The organism is Stenotrophomonas sp. AN71 (assembly GCF_050435725.1).
Lineage (GTDB): Bacteria > Pseudomonadota > Gammaproteobacteria > Xanthomonadales > Xanthomonadaceae > Stenotrophomonas.
The window spans coordinates 104,739-122,043 of sequence record NZ_JBNDKU010000001.1; the positions used below are offsets into that span (position 1 = coordinate 104,739).

The following is a 17,305-nucleotide window of genomic DNA, read 5'->3' on the forward strand; positions in this document are numbered from 1 at the left end:
CCGGGGATGATCTCCCCGGGGCGCCGCTGTTTCTGCAGCACTCAGAAGCGGGCGGTGAAGTTCAGCCGCGTGGTGCGGCCGGGGCCCGGCATCAGGCTCATCGCCAGCGTGTCCATGTAGTAGGTGTTGCGCAGGTTGCTGACCACCAGTTCCACGTCGGCCTTCGGGGTGAACTGCCAGCGCGCATAGAAGTCATAGATCGCGGTCGGCAGGTAGATGTTCTGCAGGCCGGTCGAACCGGTGGTGTTCCAGGGCTTGTCCAGTTCGTGGGTGGGCCCGCTGTTGTAGGTGCGGCGGAGGCCGGTATCCAGTCGGCGGTCGAACAGGCGCAGGCCCAGCGTGCTGTGGATCGAATACTTCGGCGGGTTCTGCGCGTTGACGAACGAGGTACCGAAGCCGCCGTCCACGCAGTCCGGCGTGGTGTCCAGCTTGCTCCACTTCGCATACGGGTCCTCGCGCAGGCGCTTGGCCGTGGCGGCATCGCAGGTGCGTGCGCGCTGGTAGTAGCTGGCCGACAGGTCCAGGTACGCGATGCCGGCGTCGTACCCGGACTGCAGCTCGTAGCCGGACACCGTGTAATTGTCGACATTGTCGACATAGAACGCCCAGTTGCTGGAGTCGAAGCGGCGGGTGATCGCGTTGTCGATATCGTTCTTGAACCAGGCCACCTTGAACGCCAGGCGGTCGCCATCGCGCCACAGGTCCTGCTTGAGCAGGCTGAAGCCGATGTCCCACGACCGGTTCTTCTCCGGCTTCAGGTCGGCCACCGGCGCCGAGGTGCTGTTGCCCAGCGTTGATTCGAACAGGCTGGGCATCTTCCAGCCCTGCGCGTACTTCACGTAGAAGAACATGTCCGCATCGAGGTTGAAGCGGGCCTCGGCGTACGGCGCGAAGCCGTGGCCGGAACGGCGGATTGCCGGCTTGTAGCCCCACGCGGTGGGAATCTGCTTGGTGTAGAAACCGTTGGCGCCGCGCGGGTCGCGGATGAAACCATCGAAGTCGTAGGTCTGGCCCAGCGTGCTGTCGCCGTAGGGCGTGGCCCGCAGCGAGTCGTAGGTGTAGTTGCCCTGTGCGTCCGGGTACCACTCCTTGTACCAGCCCGGCAGCAACTGGCCGGCCTTGCTCAGGCGCGCGAAGGTGTAGCGCAGGTCGCGCGATTCGCTGACAAAGGCCACGCGGTTGCGGTCACGGCTGCGGTAGTCGATGAAGCGGCCACCTGCAGTCAGCGACAGCCAGTCCCACGGCTGCCACTGCAGCGAGGCCACCGCGCTGGTTTCGCGGCGCGTCCCCGAACGCAGGTAGCGGTTGTTGTTGAAGTCCACCGGCAGCACCGGCGAATTCGGCGCGGTGTCCTCGTGCTGGAAGGCGGCGCCGTAGCGCAGCGTCCAGTCGCCCAGGCTATTGCTGAAGCGCGTGGTGTTGCTGCTGTCCACGCCCCAGCGCCGGGTCTTCACGTCCGACTGCAGGCCGGGGCCATAGGTCTCACCCAGTGTGTCGGGCATCGAATCGCCCGGGAAGTTCTTGAACAGCGGTGTGTTGGCGACGTTGCTGTTGAACATGCGGCTGGTGGCGGTGGTGAGCCACAGCGTGCTGCTCAGGTCGAGCCACGAATGCGCCTCAGGGCGATAGCGATGGCGTAGCGAGGTGGCATTGACCCGCATTTTTCCAGGCTCGAACTGGAACATGGTGTTGGCCTTGTCAACATAGGTCACCCATTCGTTGGACTCGCCCACGCGGCCGATCGCCGACGGCATGATCTCGCCGAAGCTGGAGTTGAAGAAGCGGTGGCTCAGCTCCAGGCGCTGGTCGGGGGTGGGCGTCCAGGTGAACTTGAGCAGGGCCGACTCATTGTCGGTGTGCGTGTTGAGGACCTCATCACCCGGGTGGTACATATCCGAAACCGCCTGGCTGGACATACCGGTGCCGCCGCTGGACAGGTGCTGATCGTCGTAGCGGTGGGCGCCGTTGCTGCCGGCGAAGTAGTTGCCCTGGCGGCGACGCGCATAGGCGGCCACCAGCTGCCAGTCCTCTCCGCGCTGAGCGAAGGCCACGCTGCCGTTCCAGTCACGCGGGTCACGCAGGCTGTTGCGGTTCTCGCTACCACGCGCCACCTGCTTGAATACACGCGTGCGGTCGATGCTGTTGTCGGCCACGCCACCACGCACGCGCAGGCCCCAGGCCTGGCCGTCGTCGAGGATGTCATCGACGTTCAGCGTTTCCATATAGACCACACCGCCGATCGCGCTGGCGGCGTTGGCGGCCAGGCTCGGTCCCTTCTCGATGCTGATCGCGCTGATCAGGTCCGGGTCGAGATAGCTGCGCTGCTGCACGCCGGCATAGCCGCGATACACGTCGATGGCCTGCTGACCACCGTCGATGATCACCGGGACCCGGTTCTGGCCCTGCAGGCCACGAATGTTGACGTCCAGCGCACCGCCGTTGCGCACATCACCGGTATGCACGCCGACCGCACCGGCCAGCACGTCGCCGATCGACTGGCCACGGAATCGCTCCAGCTGCTGGCGGTCCAGGTGGACGCGCGAGCCACTGTCACGGTAGACCGCATCGGCATCGGCCAGACCCCACGGCGAAGCGCCTTCGCTGGTCTGTCCGGCCACGCGCAGGGTGCCGATCTGGCGCACGCCGGCGTCGGCGGCCGGGGCGGCCTGCAGCACAACGCCATTGGCATCACGCTGGAAGGTCAGGCCGGTGCCGGCCAGCAGCTGTGCCAAGGCTGCATCGGTGTCCAGCGTGCCCTGTAGGCCGTTGCTGTGGCGGCCACGGGTCAAGCGTGCGTCGGCGGCAATCGAAAGGCCGGACTGCTGGCCGAATCGGGTCAGGGCCTGGTCAAGCGGGCCAGCCGGAATCCGCCAGCCGGCCACCGCAGTTGGCTGGGCGTTGGCTGTGGCGGGCAGCAGGCAGGGTGTGGCCAGGGCCAGGCACAGGGCGATGGCCAGGGGGCGAGGGGAAGGGCAGGGCAGTTTCATGGGGGCGGCGATATCCGCAATGGGTTCCCTTGTAGGGCCCGGTGAGGGCGCAAAAGGGGAACCGCGATGTCAGCGCGGGCGTACGACGGTCCACCAGGGCCAGCGCTGCTCGATGCGGATCGGCAGCGCACGGGCCAGCAGCTGCAGCGCCTGCTTGCTGTGCAGGCGTGGCAGGACCGCAGTGACCTTCAGGTCCGCGAGGGCCGGGTCGCAACCGAGATGGCCTTGATGATGCCGGGCCAGCTCCTCGATGACCCGCAACAGCGGTGTGTCCTGCACCTGCAGGCGGCCGTCCTGCCAGTCTCCGCGCAGCGGATCCGCTTCAATCACTGCAAGCCCGCCAAGCGGGCCGATCCGCACTGCGCTCCCCGCCGCCACGTCCTGCGCGCGGGCGAACTGCGGCAGGCAGCTCACCACGCCCTCGAACACATCCAGACGGGTGTCCTGTGCCTCGCGCCCGACCGCGAAGCGGGTGCCGATCGGCTGCAGGCGTGCGCCCGGCACATGCACGGTCAGGGGCAGGTGGGCGAAGGCAGGAATGTGGCCGGTCTGCAGCAGCAGTTCGCCACGCAGCAGATGCAGTGCACGTCGTTCAGCGCCGATGTCGATGGCCACTTCACTGCCGGCGTTGAGCCACAGCTGGCTGCCGTCTGCCAGTCGCCAGTGTCCGGTGCGATCGGCGGCCGTGCGCCGCGTCTGCATCTGGCGCTGCACCTGCACGCCGCGCAGGCCGAGCATGGACAGCGCGCCAATACCCAGTGCTCCGCCGAGCCCTCGCAACGCCTGGCGCCGGCGTTGGCCGAGCACGCCCAGGGCCTTTGCCGCCGCTGGCGCGGAGAGGGGAGCGAAGGCGTGCCAGACTGATTCGACCCGCCGCCACGCATCAGCGTGCTGCACGTCGGCCTGCAGCCAGGTGTGCCAGCGGCGTTGTTCGTCAGCACTCCAGCCTTGCTCGCGCAGTGCGAACCATTCGGCAGCCTGTTCCAGGGCGGGGCCGGTGAGTGCAATGCTCATGTTGCGGCATCGCCGGACAACCGCAGGCAATGCAGCATCGCCTGCGCCATGTACTTCTTGACCATGCGTTCGGAAACGCCCAGTTGTTGTCCGATCTCCGCGTAGCCCAGCCCGGACAGCCGCGCCAGCAGGAAGGCACGGCGAGGGCGTTCAGCGAGCCCGGCCAGCATGTCAGCGATGGCGTGCAGCAGCTGCAGCGCCTGCGTGCGTTCCTCGGCCGACGGATGCAGTGGCTCCGGCTGTGCGGCAAGCGCGGCCAGATAGGCGCGCTCCAGGTCTGCGCGCTGCCAGTGGTTGACCAGCAGGGCGTGTGCGATGGTGCTGAGATAGGCGCGTGGCAGCCGCAGCTCGGAGGGATCGACGCGGCGGCTGAGGAGGCGCACGAAGGTGTCCTGGGTCAGGTCGGCGGCGCACTCGGCGTTGTGGGTGCGCCGGCGCAGCCAGCCCAGCAGCCAGCCATGGTGTTCGCGGTAGAACCCCGCCAACGCGGTGCTGGAGGCGGCGGGCACGGCCATCGGCATCGATCACTAATGAGAATGATTCCCATTATAGGGTGATCCTGGCGCCCACGACAAACCCCGGGGGCGCGGTGCAGACGCGAAACGGGCGGGTTTGCGATGCAGGCCGCGCTCGCCGACACTGCGGCTTTACTGCAGGGAGTGCCCGCATGTTCAGCCACATCACCGTTGGAACGAACAACATGGACGTCGCGCATCGCTTCTACGATGCCCTGTTCACCGCACTCGGCGCTCGCCCGGGCGTCTTCGATGAAAAAGGTCGTCTGGTCTACTTCAAGGATGGCCGCATGTTCATCGTCACCGCGCCGATCGATGGGCAAGCGGCGTGCCATGCCAACGGCGGCACCATCGGTTTCACCCTGGACAGTGCCGAGGCCGTGCGTGGCTGGCAGGATGCCGGCGTGGCCCACGGCGGCACCGCCATCGAAGATCCCGCCGGCATCCGCAGCATGGCCGGTCGCCAGCTGTTCCTGGCCTACCTGCGCGACCCCGACGGCAACAAACTCTGCGCGGTGCATGTGATGTCGTGACGTGCAGCGGGCAGGCGGCGCGCGCGTGATAGCACGAAACTACGCGCGCGAGCTGTGACTGCAGGCCGCAACTTCATGCTCTGTCCACCGCGATTCAGCCAGAATCAATGGGCTAACCCATTGATCTACCGGAGAACGCCGCCCCATGGATGTACTGGAGCCGCAACAATCCCCGGTGCGCACCCTTCGACCTGTGTTCGCCTTCGCGGCGATCATTGTCGTGGCGTTCGCGCTGTTCGTCAGTCTGTTCCCGCTCGGTGCGGGCCGCCTGCTGCTCAAGGCACAGGACTGGGCCGCGCTCAATGTCGGCTGGTACTACCTGCTGGCGATGACCCTGTACCTGGTGTTCGTGGTCGGCGTGGCGCTGTCCAAGTACGGTGGCATCAAGCTCGGCGCCGACCATGACGAACCAGAGTTCAGCTATCTCTCCTGGGCCGGCATGCTGTTCGCCGCTGGCATCAGCATCACCCTGTTCTTCTTCTGTGTTTCCGAACCGCTGACCCACTACCTGCAGCCGCCGCAGGGCGATCCGGCCGCGGGCGAGGCCGGTGCACGCCAGGCCATGCAGCTGCTGTTCCTGCACTGGGGCCTGCACGGCTGGGGCGTGTTCGCGCTGGCGGCGATGGCGATGGCCTACTTCGCCTACCGCCACAACCTGCCGCTGGCGCTGCGGTCGGCGCTGTATCCGCTGATCGGCAAGCGCATCAACGGCCCGATCGGCTATACCGTGGATGCACTGGGCATTGTCGCCACCGTGTTCGGCATCGGCGCCGACATGGGCTTTGGCGTGCTGCACCTCAACGCCGGTCTGTCGCATCTGTTCAACGTGCCACATTCCAATCTGGTGCAGATCCTGCTGGTGGTGGCGATGATGGGCGCCGCCGTGGCGGTCGCGGTGTCCGGCGTGGAGAAGGGCGTGCGCTGGATGGCCAACATCAACATGTTGCTGGCGATCGCGCTGGTGCTGTTCATGCTGTGCGCCGGTCCCACCCAGTACCTGCTCAGCACGCTGATGCAGAACCTGGGCGACTATCTGGGCAGTGTGGTCGGCAAGAGCTTCGACGTGTATGCCTATGGCGGCCGCCCGGAATGGCTGGGCGGCTGGACGGTGTTCTACTGGGCCTGGTGGATCGGCTGGGCGCCGTTCGTCGGGCTGTTCATCGCGCGCATCTCGCGCGGCCGCACCATCCGTGAATTCGTGTTCGGCGTGCTGCTGATCCCGCTCGGCTTCACCCTGGCGTGGCTGTCGATCTTCGGCAACAGCGCGCTGGACCAGGTGTTGCACCACGGCCAGCAACAGCTGGCGCAGCTGGCGGTGGATGATCCACCGACGGTGCTCTACGCCTTGCTCGACGGCTATCCCTGGAGCCGCGCGGTGATCACGGTGACGGTGCTGGTCAGCTTCATCTTCTTCGTGACCTCGGCCGATTCCGGCGCGGTGGTGCTGTCCACGCTGTCCTCGCATGGCGGTGCGCCGGAGGACGATGGCCCGCGCTGGCTGCGCGTGTTCTGGGGCACGGTGATCGCGGTGCTGACTGCCGGCCTGCTGCTGGCCGGGAGTATCGATGCGCTGAAATCGGCGGTGGTGCTGGCGTCGCTGCCGTTCTCGGCGATCCTGCTGTTGATGATGTGGGGCCTGACCCGCGCCTTCAGTGACGAGTCGCATCGCAAACGCGCGCTGCAGTACCGGCCGTCGCCGCTGATCGGTGACGACCGCCACCACCAGGGCTGGCGCCAGCGCTTGAGCCAGGCCATGCACTTCCCGGTACGCGACCAGGTCTACCGCTTCATGGACGACACGGTGAAGCCGGCGATGGAAGCGGTGGCCGAGCAGCTGCGCGGGCAGGGCTGGGACGTGCAGACACGGTTCGAGGCGGGTGACATGGAGTTGTCGGTCAACCACGGCGAACAACAGGACTTCCTGTACCGGGTGATCCTCAGCGGCTACCTGACCCCGTCGTTCGCCGCGCAGCAGCTGCGCAACCAGCGCTACTACCGCGCCGAAGTGCATCTGTTCGAAGGCAGCCAGGATTACGACCTGGTGGGTTACAGCCGCAAGCAGATCATCAACGACATCATCAGCCAGTACGAACGACACCTGCAGTTCCTGCACCTGAGCCGTTGATGCGGTGGGTGCGGACCGTTGGTCCGCACACCTCTGTAGAGCCGAGCCCATGCTCGGCTGCTTGGTTCCGGGAGAGCAGCCGAGCATGGGCTCGGCTCTACAGCGGCGGTCAGAACCGGTAGCGCGCCCCCAGCGAGACGAACTGCCCGCGCAGGTTGTACTGGCTGATGTCGAAACCATTGGAGCCACCGGCCGGGTCGAACGGCGGGTCCTTGTCGGTCAGGTTCAGCACCGACAGCGACAGCGTGGTGTTGGGAATACCTTCGTAGGCCACGTAAAGGTCCAGCTGGTGATACGGCTTGACGCGGTCGCGCAGGCCCGGGTTGCTGGTTGCCGTCGCCACGCGCTGGTCGTAACCGCTCACGTACTGCAGGCTCAGCGTGCTGCTCCAATCGCCCAGCGCCCAGTTCAGCGACGTGGTGCCGCGGGTGCGCGGCAGTGCGCCGTGGCGGTTGTTGCCGGCGCCGTCATACGGTGCCTGCCCGGCCACCAGCGGCTGCTTGAAGCTGAGCAGGTGGGTCCAGCTGCCGGCCACGGTGAGGTTGCCCCAGCTCTCGGTGCGGAACGTGCGGCTTGCATCCAGATCCAGGCCTGAGGTGGTCAGTTCGCCCTGGTTGGCATACTGGTTGGTGATGAACTGGATGCGTCCCTGCGCATCACGCTGCACCCGGCCCGGGAACAGCGTCGGGTTGTCAACGATGAACTGTGCGCTGTCCGGCTTGACCAGGTTGTCCTGTTCGATGCGGTACCAGTCCAGGCCGATGCTGGTATCGCCATCGGGCGACCACACTGCACCCACGTTGAAGTTGCGCGATCGCTCGGCCTTCAGGTCAGGGTTGCCGGTACGGATGTTGGTGACGCCACGGCTGCCGCCCGGTTGCAGCGGGTCGAACGGATCGATCACCGAGCCATAGCTGACGGTCTGGCCCGGTGCGATCTCCGGCAGCGACGGTGCGCGGAAGCCACGCGAGAACGAACCGCGCAGCAGCAGGCTGTCCAGTGGTTGCCAGCGCAGCGCAACCTTCGGCGAGAACGCCTTGCCGAAATCGTCGTAGTGGTCGCCGCGTCCGGCCACCTGCAGTTCAAGCGTACGGTGCAGCGGCACGCTCAGCTCGGCGTAGGCGGCGCTGACCTGGCGCTCGCCGTTGACCACGTTGATGGCCGGGCGCAGCTCGGTACCCGACAGCACCTGGGCGCTGGTGCGCGCATCCAGCGATTCCTTGCGGAACTCGGCGCCCCAGGCGAAGCCGATCGCACCGGCTGGCAGCTCCCACAGCGACGTCGAAGCCTTCACGTTGAGCGAGTGCAGCTTGTACCAGCCCGGGCGTTTGGTCTGCAGGCGCAGCGCATCGAGCGCGCCCGGTGTGTTGGACGGGTTGAGAAAGTTGTAGCTGCCATCGCGCAGGATCTGCTCGAACGCATAGCGGTTGACGAAGTTGTCGACGTACTCGCGTTGCGCGCTCTGCGAGGTCAATGCCGCCACTTCCCAGTCCCAGCGCTGGCCGCTGCCGCGCACGCCAGCGAGGGCGCGATAGAACACCTGGGTGTTGTCTTTCAGGCGTGGGCCGAGATCGAAGAAGGTGTACTCGAACGGCAGCGGTGCGCCGCCCGGGTTGTTCGGGTGGCCGACCGGCAACACCGCCGGAACGTCGATCAGCGTGCCGGTGGCCGGATTGTAGGCACGCAGGCCCGGGCCGACGGTCAGCGGCGCGCTGAAGATCTGGTCGGCCTTGTTGTGGCTGTAAAGCACATCGGCAAAGGCCTCGACGCTGTCATTGAAACGGTAGGTCGCACTCAGCGATGCCTGCAGGCGCTCGGCGCCGGGTTGCAGGGTCTTGTAGGGCTGTGCATTGAAGGCGCAGGCCTGGCCGGGCAGGGTGCTGCCGAAGTCGCTGTAGGGCCGCAGTTGGCTGCCCTCGGGGCAGCTGGCGAACGGCTGCGGTGCGCGCGGGTTGGTCAGCCAGTTGCCACCGGCGGTGGACCAGCCGGCGAGGCGGCCACCGGGCTTGTCGCGGAAATCGCCGCTGCGGGTATAGGCGCGCTGATCGGCGTCCAGGCGATCACGCTTGAGCAGGTCCAGCCCGAACAGCACGTTCCAGCCCTGCTGTTCAAGATCACCGAAGCCGGCCAGCAGGTTGGCCTTGCGTTCGTTCAAGCCGCCCTGGGTGGCGGTACCGAAGCCGCCACCGACCTCCACGCCCTGGAAGTTCTTTCGCAGGATGATGTTGATGACGCCGGCGATGGCGTCGGAGCCGTACACCGCCGAGGCACCATCCTTCAGTACTTCGATGCGTTCGACCGCGCTGATCGGCAGCGCGTTGAGATCGACGAAGGTGTCCTGGGTATTGAGTGCGAAGCCGAAGTTGGAGACGCGGTAACCATTGACCAGCACCAGCGTGTTCTTCGGCGACAGGCCACGCAGGCCGATCGAGGCCGAGCCGGCGGCGAAGCTGCCGGTGTACTGCTCGTCGAAGCTGTTGCCGGCGTTGGCCGACAGGTTGCGCAGCACGTCGGTGAGGGTCGAACGGCCGGTCTGCTCGATCTGTTCGCGGCTGACGATCTGCACCGGGTTCGGGCCGGCGGTATCGCTGCGCTTGATGTTCGAGCCGGTCACCAGCACGGCGCCGAGGGTGGTGCTGTCCTTGCCGGTATCGGCGGTTTCAGCGGCGCCGGCAACGCCGGCGGATAGGCCCAGCGCAATGGCGCCGGCAAGCAGGTTCAAGGTGGTGCGGTACATGGAAGCGACAACGCCGAACGGGGGAGGAGCCGTCAGTACCGCATGCAGGTACCTGCACCTTCCAATGACGAAAGCGCATTCAGTTATACATCACAGGTTCTTAACGAAATAACTGGCCTTGTTATCGACCGGTGCGGTGGGTGCGGACCGTTGGTCCGCACTCCTCCTGGGGGGTCAGATCCCTTTCCAGCGGAAAGGGATCTGACCCCGGTTGTCACGGGTGCAGCAACACCTTGCCGTTTCGGCCCGAACCGCCTCCGGCCTTCACCGCCTTGGCGATGTCGTCCAATGCGAAGATCCGCTCCACCGGCAGGGTCAGTTCACCGCCGGCCGCACGCTTCAACAACTCGCCGACCAGCCTGCGCTTGTCTTCCACCGCCATCGCCTGGCTGATCTTGCTGCCCCAGAAGCCCTTCACCGTGGCTTCCTTGTAGATCAGGCCGCCGGCGGGAATGCGCATGGGTTCGCCGCTCATCACGCCGAACGAGACCAGGGTGCCGTGGTGGCCGAGCAGGTCGACCAGGTCGCCACTGGCGTCGCCGCCGATGGAGTCCACTGCGGCCGCCGCCTGTGCTTCGCCGGTGGCTTCACGCACACGGTCCTTCCAGCCGTCCACCGAAGTGTCGAACACATGATCGATGCCCAGCGCCTGCAACTGCGCCACTGCTTCGGCATTGCGCACCAGATTGGCCACGTGCACGCCGCGCGCCCGCGCCAGCATCGCCAGCGACTTGCCGACGGCGCCGTTGGCGGTGTTCTGCACGACCCACTGGCCCGCCTCGACGTGCAGGAACTCCAGCAGCATCAGCGCGCTCAACGGCATGGCGATCAGCTGTGCGGCCATCTCGTCGGGGATGGCTTCCGGCATCGGGATCACCATCCGCGCCGGTGCGATGAAGGCTTCGGCCCAGGTGCCGTGCACCGATGCGGCGGCAACGCGCTGGCCGATCTGCAGACCGTCCACACCCTCGCCGAGCGCATCGACCAGACCCAGTGCTTCGCTGCCACCGATGGCGGGCAGCGTTGGCTTGTAGCCGTACAGGCCGCGCACGGTCAGAAGATCGTGGTTGTGGATCGAGGCCAGCACGGTGCGGATGCGCACCTCGCCAGGGCCAGGTTCGGGCAGGGGGGCGTCGGCAACGGCAAGGACGTCGGCCGGGTCGCCGAAGGAAGAGTACTGGGCAGCGCGCATGGGCGGTGTTCCGGGGAAAGTGGATGTTGTACCGAACTGGGGCCGCACGCGGTGTCGACAAGGCACTGCAGGTGCAACACGGCATCCTGCGACGGATCGTCGCGGCATGTGCTGATTACTGCATCTTGTGTTGACGGCACTGGATATCCACACTATGTTGTGGCCGTCACTCCCGGTCAGCCGCCGCCGCCGGACATGCAGCAAACGTCCCGCGGCCCGCCCCTGAAGGCTTGCCGTGTCGACGCGGCCGCCATCGCGCGGACCCAGATCGCCCCCACGGCCCGGATACCGGCCGCAGGCGCAGGCAGTTGCCGACGATCTGATGTTCCCGCGCGTTGGCATCCCACCCCGACCGCCCCGTGCGCCGGTATCGCGTGCAGGGCCGCCATGGCATCGACCGCCAGAGTGCGTGCGAGCCTGGAGTTTCACCACCATGACCGACAGTACCTTCCGCGTGGCCGATCTGGCCGGCGCCGGCGACGCCTTGCGCGCTGGCGGCGAGCGTGTGCCGACCTGGATCACCAAGGAAGCCGGCAACCGTCGCCTGCCGTTCGAGGCTGCGCGCCTGCAACGCAGCATCGACGCCGTGCATGCCGAGTTCCCGCAGTTGGATGTGAGCGACTACCGCCGTGTGGTGCAGGCGATGGTCGAGCGCAAGCCCAGCCTCAGTGCCGACGACCTGGTCGATCTGCTGATCCGCGAGGCCGAGTCGCGGGTGGACCTCGTCGCGCCGGAGTGGGAGCAGTTCGCCGCGCGCATCTACCTGCGTCGCCTGTACAAGCGTGCCAGCCGCAACCGCTTCTACGATGTCGGCCTGAAGTACGGCTCGTACGTGGGGCTGCAGGAGAGCCTGGCCGACCGCGGCATCTACAGCAACGACATCCTGCGCTGCTACTCGAAGGAAGAGCTGCAGCAGGCCGGTGAGATGATCGACCCGGAACGCGACCGTCTGTTTGCCTACAACGGCCTGTACCTGCTGGCCACGCGCTATCTGGCCAGCGACCGCAGCCGCGAGGTCTACGAGCTGCCGCAGGAGCGCTGGCTGACCATCGCGCTGTACCTGATGCAGGAGGAGGGCGGGCCGGGTGAGAGCGGCCGCGTGCGGCGCATGCAGCTGGTCGGCGAGGCCTACTGGGCGCTGTCCAACCTGTACATGACGGTAGCTACGCCGACGTTGGCCAATGCCGGCAAGGTCGGTGGCCAGCTGTCCAGCTGCTTCATCGACACGGTGGACGACAGCCTGCAGGGCATCTATGACTCCAACACCGATATCGCACGCGTGTCCAAGCACGGCGGTGGTGTCGGCGCCTACCTGGGCTACGTGCGCAGCAGCGGTGCTCCGATCCGCGGTGTGCCCAACTCGTCCGGCGGCGTCGTGCCGTGGATCAAGCAGCTCAACAACACCGCTGTGTCGGTCGACCAGCTCGGCCAGCGCAAAGGTGCGGTGGCGGTTTACCTGGACATCTGGCACCGCGACATCGAAGCCTTCATGGACCTGCGCCTGAACAATGGTGACCAGCGCCTGCGCGCGCACGACGTGTTCACCGCCATCTGCGTGCCCGATCTGTTCATGGAAGCGGTTGAACGCCGTGCCGACTGGTATCTGTTCGATCCGCACGAGGTGAAGCAGGCCAAGGGCTGGTACCTGCAGGATTTCTACGATGAGAAGCGCGGCCAGGGTAGCTTCCGCGACCGCTATGCCGAACTGGTGGCCGACGAGCGCATCAGCCGGCGCACGGTGAAGGCCATCGACCTGTTCAAGCGGATCATGCTCAGCCAGCTGGAGACCGGCAATCCGTTCCTGTTCTACCGCGACGAGGTAAACAGGAGAAACCCGAACAAGCACGCGGGCATGGTCTATTCCAGCAACCTGTGCACCGAGATCCTGCAGAACATGAGCCCGACGCGGATGATCCAGGAGATCGTCAGCGGCGACCAGATCGTCACCACCCGCCGTGCCGGCGACTTCGTGGTCTGCAACCTGTCCTCGATCAACCTCGGTCGCGCCATCAGCGCGCCGGATGACCTGTTGGCCGCCGACGTACTGGAACGGCTGATCCCGATCCAGGTGCGCATGCTCGACAACGTGATCGACCTCAACGCACTGCCAGTGCCGCAGGCCACGATCACCAACCGCAAGTACCGCGCCATCGGCCTGGGTACGTTCGGCTGGCACCACCTGCTGGCACAGCAGGCGATCCACTGGGAGTCGCCGGATGCCGAGCAGCTGGCCGACCGCCTGTACGAGCGAATCAACTTCCTGACCATCCAGGCCAGCGCACAACTGGCGAAGGAGAAGGGCAGCTATCCGATGTTCGCCGACAGCGACTGGCACAACGGGCGCTACTTCCGTGACCGTGACTACAGCGGTGCCGCCTGGGACAGCCTGGCCCGCGAAGTGGCCACGCACGGCCTGCGCAACGGCTGGCTGCTGGCGGTCGCGCCGAACATGAGTACCGCCCAGATCGCTGGGTCCACGGCATCGATCGACCCGATCTACAGCGCGTTCTACTACGAGGAGAAGAAGGACTTCCGGCGGCCGGTGGCTGCGCCGGGCCTGTCGCTGGAGACCTGGCCGTACTACGAGAAGGGCGCCTACAAGGTCGACCAGTTCGCCAGTGTGCGCCAGAACGCGCGCCGCCAGCGCCACGTCGACCAGTCGATCAGCTTCAACCTGTATGTGCCCAGCACCATCCGCGCCAGCACGTTGCTGGAGCTGCACCTGAGTGCCTGGCGCGAAGGCCTGAAGACGACCTACTACGTGCGCTCCAACGACATCGACATCAGCGAATGCGAGTGGTGCGCCAGCTGATCAATGGTAGTGCCGGCCGCTGGCCGGCAACCCGGTGGGAAAAGAACGAAGGCAAACGACCATGGCAACTCCGCTCGACCGCATCAAGATCCTCGAACCGCGCCACCCCAACCGCAGCACCGGCATCATCAATGGCCGCACCAGCGGCATCCTGAACTGGAACGACATCCCGTACCCGTCGTTCTATCGGGCGTACAAGGAGCTTTCGACCAACTTCTGGATTCCCGACGAGGTGGACATGAAGCTGGACGCGCGCCAGTACGGCGAGCTGTCCGGACGCGAGAAGAACGCCTACGACTCGATCATCGGTCTGCTCGCCACGCTCGATTCGCCGCAGACCCGTTTCATCTACAACGTGGCTGAGTACATCACCGACCCGGCGGCGCATGCGAACGCGGCGATCATCGGCCAGCAGGAAGTGATCCACAACGAGAGCTACAGCTACGTGCTGGCCTCGATCACCGACCTGCCAAACCAGAACCGCATCTTCGAGATTGCCCGTACCCACCCGACGATCATCAAGCGCAACGCACCGATCATGGGGGCGTATGACGACTTCATGCGTGAGAAGACCGCCGAGACCCTGCTGAAGTCGCTGATCCAGTCCTCGATCCTGGAGGGCATCAATTTCTATTCCGGCTTCGCCTACTTCTACAACATGGTGCGGCAGAACCGCATGACCGGCACCGGCAAGATCATCAGCTTCATCAACCGCGACGAACTGGCCCATACCAAGTTCATCAGCGAGCTGATCCGGGCGATCATCGGCGAGAACCCGGAACTGCAGACCCACGAGCTCACCGACTACGTGCACGGGGCGTTCCAGCATGCCATCGAGCTGGAAACCCAGTGGTCGTCGGAGGTGCTGGACGGCATCGATGGCATCGACGTGGACGAGATGGTGCGTTACGTGAAGTACCGCGCCAACAAGATGGCCGGCATGCTCGGCATCGATCGCCTGTACAGCGACACCACCGACAACGTGATGCCGTGGATCAAGGCCTACGCCGACAACTTCACCGAGACCAAGACCGACTTCTTCGAGATGCGCAATGCAAGCTACAAGAAGACCAACGTCGACAACGGCTTCGACGATCTCTGAGCCTGGCGCCGCGCTGCGCATCCTGCTGGTCGTTGCCTCGTTGAGCGGCAACACCCGTGAGCTGGGCCGGCAGATTGCCGAATGCTGTCGCGCCGCGGGTCATGTCGTGCACTGGCACGAGGCCGACGACCTGCGCCAGGCACCTCCGCTGGCTGCCGACGAGGCCGACCTGGTGCTGCTGGGCTGCTGGACCGACAACGCCGGCCGTACGCCGACGGAGATGAAGGCCTGGGTGGCCGGCACCGCCGAGCGCGGCGAGCGCCCACGGCAGCTGGCGGTGTTCGGCACCGGCGAGACGCAGTGGGGGAAGGAGTACTACTGCGGCGCGGTGCACCGCTTGATCCGCTACTTCCGCAGCGACTACCCGCCGCTGGAGATCGAACAGATGCCGCATGGCGAGCGTCATGCCGAAGCCATCGATGCCTGGACCGATGCGGTCCTGGCCCACTACTGGAGCAACAGCGATGCAGATCATCGACGCCACCACGCCTGAACAGTTCCAGCAGCTGCTGGCCGAGCACCCGCGGGTGCTGGTGGATTTCCACAAGGACCAGTGCCCAGGGTGCCGGATGCTTGAGATGTCGTTGCACCGGGTAGCCAACAGCGTGGCGGGGCAGGGCACCACGTTGCTGCGCGTGCAGCTGGAGGTGCTGGGTGAGGCGTTCTTCAGGGAGCTGGGGCTGCGGCAGACGCCGACGCTGTCCCTGTTCCGTGACGGTGACGAACGCACGCGCCTGGCCGGGTTCCAGTCGCCGCAGCAGATCGAAGCGGCGATCGCGCTGCATCTGTAAGGCGGAGATGGCGGGGTCGGATCCCTTGCCGGAGGCAAGGGCTCTGACCCCCACACCGTGTAAAGGGATCCACGCATGGCGTGGATCTACCGGGGTCACGCTCCGGCGAAAGTATCCACCAGCAGCTTCACGTTCAGTACCACGATCACCAGGGCAATCACCCAGGCGGTTGCACCCAGCCAGCGCGGTGCGACCAGTGCGCCCATGGTCATCCTGTCGGTCACGATCCGTACCAGCGGAATGATCGCGAACGGCAGCTGCATCGACAGTACCACCTGGCTCAGCACCAGCAGCTTCACCGCGCCCTGGTCGCCGAACATCACGATCACCACCACCACCGGGATGATCGCCAGTGCGCGCGTCAGCAGGCGCCGCAGCCACGGCGGCAGGCGCAGGCGCAGGAAACCTTCCATCACGATCTGGCCAGCCAGCGTGGCAGTCACCGTCGAGTTCAGCCCCGAGGCCAGCAGTGCCACCGCGAACAGGGTCGAGGCCAGGCCTACGCCCAGCATGGGTGCCAGCAGCTGGTGTGCCTGTTCGATGTCTTCCACGTCGAAGCGGCCATTGGAATGGAACACAGCCGCGGCCAGGATCAGGATGCTGGCGTTGATGAACAATGCGAGGGTCAACGCAAGGGTGCTGTCGGTGACCGCCCAGCGCAGGGCGCTGCGACGACCTTCATCCGTACGCGGATAGGCGCGGGTCTGCACGATGGACGAATGCAGATAGAGATTGTGCGGCATCACCGTGGCACCAATGATACCGATCGCGATGTACAGCGCGTGCGGATCGGTGACCACCTGCGCGCGCGGAATGAAGCCGCCCAGCACCGCCATCACCGGCGGCGCGGCCATCGCGATCTGCACCACGAAGCAGGCGAAGATCACCATCAGCAGCGCGATTACGAAGGCTTCCAGCGCACGGAAGCCGCGGTTCATCAGCAGCAGGACCAGCAATGTATCCAGTGCGGTGATCACCGCACCCCACAGCAGTGGCAGATCGAACAGCAGCTTCAATGCGATCGCGGTGCCGATCACCTCGGCCAGGTCGCAGGCGATGATCGCTGCCTCGCATAGCGCCCACAGCGCCAGGTTCACCGGCTTGGGGTAACGCGCGCGGCAGGCCTGCGCCAGGTCCATGCCGGTGGCGATGCCGAGCCGCGCCGACAGCGCCTGCAGGATCACCGCCATCAGGTTGGAAATGAGGATGACCGACAGCAGCAGGTAGCCGAAGCGCGAACCGCCGGCCAGGTCGGTGGCCCAGTTGCCCGGGTCCATGTAGCCGACCGAGATCATGTAGCCCGGGCCGAGGAACGCCAGCAGGCGGAACCACCAATGGCCCTTGTCGGGCACCGCGACCGAGGCGTTGAGCGCACCCAGGCTGGCCGGAGTGGAGGCCGAAGGATCGCGGGGCGCGAGGGTATTCATGGACCCGAATATAGCCCCTGCTATAGTGGTTAGCAATGTGAAACAATCGTCTTTATCGCGTTACTGGTCC

12 protein-coding genes are annotated in these 17,305 nt (G+C 65.9%); 6 read left to right on the forward strand and 6 right to left on the reverse strand.

Going from position 1 to position 17,305, the window contains the following annotated elements:
• Positions 1–41: 41 nt before the first annotated feature.
• The 3 genes from ABH900_RS00475 to ABH900_RS00485 form a co-directional block, all read right to left on the reverse strand.
• On the reverse strand, positions 42–2,987 hold the full coding sequence (locus ABH900_RS00475; RefSeq protein WP_429620231.1) for a TonB-dependent receptor domain-containing protein: 2,946 nt from the start codon (positions 2,985–2,987) through the stop codon (positions 42–44).
• Between the two features lie 69 nt (positions 2,988–3,056).
• Entirely contained in the window at positions 3,057–4,001 is a 945-nt protein-coding gene (locus ABH900_RS00480) for a FecR family protein (protein WP_429620233.1), read from the reverse strand.
• Entirely contained in the window at positions 3,998–4,516 is a 519-nt protein-coding gene (locus ABH900_RS00485; RefSeq protein ID WP_429620235.1) for a sigma-70 family RNA polymerase sigma factor, read from the reverse strand. The genes ABH900_RS00480 and ABH900_RS00485 overlap by 4 nt, the downstream gene beginning before the upstream one ends.
• 152 nt (positions 4,517–4,668) lie before the next feature.
• On the opposite strand from ABH900_RS00485, the gene ABH900_RS00490 reads away from it, so the two are divergent.
• Together ABH900_RS00490 and betT are read left to right on the forward strand one after the other, a co-directional pair.
• Positions 4,669–5,049, forward strand: coding sequence for a VOC family protein (locus ABH900_RS00490; RefSeq protein ID WP_429620237.1), 381 nt, complete (start codon positions 4,669–4,671; stop codon positions 5,047–5,049).
• Positions 5,050–5,194: 145 nt separating this feature from the next.
• A complete protein-coding gene (gene betT, locus ABH900_RS00495) occupies positions 5,195–7,174 on the forward strand; it encodes a choline BCCT transporter BetT (protein WP_429620239.1) in 1,980 nt (659 codons plus the stop codon).
• A gap of 109 nt (positions 7,175–7,283) precedes the next feature.
• Here betT and ABH900_RS00500 read toward each other — a convergent pair whose 3' ends face one another.
• Together ABH900_RS00500 and ABH900_RS00505 are read right to left on the reverse strand one after the other, a co-directional pair.
• Entirely contained in the window at positions 7,284–9,911 is a 2,628-nt protein-coding gene (locus ABH900_RS00500) for a TonB-dependent receptor (RefSeq protein WP_429620241.1), read from the reverse strand.
• Between the two features lie 214 nt (positions 9,912–10,125).
• Positions 10,126–11,103, reverse strand: coding sequence for a zinc-binding dehydrogenase (locus ABH900_RS00505; RefSeq protein WP_429620243.1), 978 nt, complete (start codon positions 11,101–11,103; stop codon positions 10,126–10,128).
• A 433-nt stretch (positions 11,104–11,536) separates the two neighbouring features.
• On the opposite strand from ABH900_RS00505, the gene ABH900_RS00510 reads away from it, so the two are divergent.
• From ABH900_RS00510 to ABH900_RS00525, 4 genes are all read left to right on the forward strand, one after another.
• Positions 11,537–13,915 (forward strand): ribonucleoside-diphosphate reductase subunit alpha, encoded by a 2,379-nt coding sequence (locus ABH900_RS00510; RefSeq protein WP_429620245.1) that lies wholly within the window; start codon positions 11,537–11,539, stop codon positions 13,913–13,915.
• A gap of 61 nt (positions 13,916–13,976) precedes the next feature.
• Positions 13,977–15,017 (forward strand): ribonucleotide-diphosphate reductase subunit beta, encoded by a 1,041-nt coding sequence (locus ABH900_RS00515; protein ID WP_429620247.1) that lies wholly within the window; start codon positions 13,977–13,979, stop codon positions 15,015–15,017.
• A 25-nt stretch (positions 15,018–15,042) separates the two neighbouring features.
• On the forward strand, positions 15,043–15,510 hold the full coding sequence (locus ABH900_RS00520; protein ID WP_429621387.1) for a flavodoxin: 468 nt from the start codon (positions 15,043–15,045) through the stop codon (positions 15,508–15,510).
• Positions 15,482–15,808 carry a thioredoxin family protein gene (locus tag ABH900_RS00525; protein ID WP_005409967.1) on the forward strand — a complete coding sequence of 109 codons (327 nt, stop codon included), beginning with the start codon at positions 15,482–15,484 and terminating at the stop codon, positions 15,806–15,808. The genes ABH900_RS00520 and ABH900_RS00525 overlap by 29 nt, the downstream gene beginning before the upstream one ends.
• 95 nt (positions 15,809–15,903) lie before the next feature.
• Here ABH900_RS00525 and ABH900_RS00530 read toward each other — a convergent pair whose 3' ends face one another.
• Positions 15,904–17,235, reverse strand: a complete 1,332-nt coding sequence (locus ABH900_RS00530; RefSeq protein WP_429620249.1) for an Nramp family divalent metal transporter — start codon at positions 17,233–17,235, stop codon at positions 15,904–15,906.
• Positions 17,236–17,305 lie beyond the last annotated feature (70 nt).

Excerpts from the sequence above, each read along its gene's own strand:
- ABH900_RS00475 (WP_429620231.1), bottom strand. The coding sequence starts at position 2,987 with ATGAAACTGCCCTGCCCTTCCCCTCGCCCCCTGGCCATCGCCCTGTGC.
- ABH900_RS00480 (WP_429620233.1), bottom strand. The coding sequence starts at position 4,001 with ATGAGCATTGCACTCACCGGCCCCGCCCTGGAACAGGCTGCCGAATGG.
- ABH900_RS00485 (WP_429620235.1), bottom strand. The coding sequence starts at position 4,516 with ATGGCCGTGCCCGCCGCCTCCAGCACCGCGTTGGCGGGGTTCTACCGC.
- ABH900_RS00490 (WP_429620237.1), top strand. The coding sequence starts at position 4,669 with ATGTTCAGCCACATCACCGTTGGAACGAACAACATGGACGTCGCGCAT.
- betT (WP_429620239.1), top strand. The coding sequence starts at position 5,195 with ATGGATGTACTGGAGCCGCAACAATCCCCGGTGCGCACCCTTCGACCT.
- ABH900_RS00500 (WP_429620241.1), bottom strand. The coding sequence starts at position 9,911 with ATGTACCGCACCACCTTGAACCTGCTTGCCGGCGCCATTGCGCTGGGC.
- ABH900_RS00505 (WP_429620243.1), bottom strand. The coding sequence starts at position 11,103 with ATGCGCGCTGCCCAGTACTCTTCCTTCGGCGACCCGGCCGACGTCCTT.
- ABH900_RS00510 (WP_429620245.1), top strand. The coding sequence starts at position 11,537 with ATGACCGACAGTACCTTCCGCGTGGCCGATCTGGCCGGCGCCGGCGAC.
- ABH900_RS00515 (WP_429620247.1), top strand. The coding sequence starts at position 13,977 with ATGGCAACTCCGCTCGACCGCATCAAGATCCTCGAACCGCGCCACCCC.
- ABH900_RS00525 (WP_005409967.1), top strand. The coding sequence starts at position 15,482 with ATGCAGATCATCGACGCCACCACGCCTGAACAGTTCCAGCAGCTGCTG.
- ABH900_RS00530 (WP_429620249.1), bottom strand. The coding sequence starts at position 17,235 with ATGAATACCCTCGCGCCCCGCGATCCTTCGGCCTCCACTCCGGCCAGC.